Annotated in this window: 1 protein-coding gene and 1 pseudogene; one reads left to right on the forward strand and one right to left on the reverse strand. The window is 64.0% G+C overall.

The window, feature by feature from the left end:
* Positions 1-139 precede the first annotated feature (139 nt).
* Complete coding sequence (locus HX899_RS27555; protein ID WP_181293870.1) at positions 140-628, forward strand: DUF523 domain-containing protein; 489 nt, start codon at positions 140-142, stop codon at positions 626-628.
* A gap of 78 nt (positions 629-706) precedes the next feature.
* Here HX899_RS27555 and HX899_RS27560 read toward each other — a convergent pair.
* Positions 707-948: pseudogene (locus HX899_RS27560) on the reverse strand (chemotaxis protein); the annotation flags it as partial.

Raw genomic sequence — 948 nt, forward strand, 5'->3', positions numbered from 1 at the left:
GCGGCGTGTTCCCCTTCGCCCCGTTTACGGGAGAAGGTGCCGGCAGGCGGATGAGGGGCGGATACGGTTCGCTACCCATTGAACAACCCGCCCACCCCAACACTGGCATTGCCGCCACTACGGCGCTATTCAAGCAGACATGCAAAGCAAGATTCTCGTCAGCGCCTGCCTCATGGGGCACGCCGTTCGGTATGACGGTCGGGCGAAGCCGTTGCTTCATTCGGCGATCGAGACATGGCAGGCCGAGGGCCGGTTGGTGACGATCTGTCCGGAGATGTCGGCGGGCATGCCGGTGCCGCGCCCTCCGGCCGAGATTGGAAATGGTGCGACCGGCGAGGATGTGCTGGCCGGCACGGCGCGGGTTGTCGAGCTGACGGGCCGGGATGTGACGGAAGAATTCCTGCAGGCGGCGGAGAATGCCGTGGCGCTCGCAAGGCAGGCCGGCTGCCGTTATGCGCTGCTCATCGACGGCAGCCCGTCCTGCGGATCCGGTTTCATATATGACGGCACGTTTTCCGGCCGCAAGCAGGCCGGCAACGGCGTGACGGCGGCGGCGCTGAAAGCGGCCGGAGTCGAAGTGTTTTCCGATCACGAGATCGAGCGGCTGATCGACCGTATCGCGCAATGAGCCTCAAAAGGCACGGCCGCTGGAGAACCGACGGCCGCTAAGAATTTGGTGATAAAAACGCTTTTGTCCCCGTGCCGTTTAAGCGGCACGGCGACCTTGATGCATGGCCGGGGCAGCACCTTCGCCACTGACGCGGAAGCCGCGGATGAGATCGATCAGTTCGTCGGTATCGCTGGCGAGCGTTTCGGCCGATGCCGTGGTCTCTTCGGCCATGGCAGCATTCTGCTGGGTGGCGGCATCGAGCTGGTTCATCGACGAGGAGATCGAGCGCAGCGTGGTGTCCTGCTCGGAGGCGCTGTGGGCGATCTTGGCAACGATCT

Source organism: Rhizobium sp. WYCCWR 11146 (assembly GCF_013591995.1).
GTDB lineage: Bacteria > Pseudomonadota > Alphaproteobacteria > Rhizobiales > Rhizobiaceae > Rhizobium > Rhizobium indicum.

Bases quoted from the DNA above. Each gene is read 5' to 3' on its own strand.
- HX899_RS27555 (WP_181293870.1), top strand. From the start codon at position 140: ATGCAAAGCAAGATTCTCGTCAGCGCCTGCCTCATGGGGCACGCCGTT.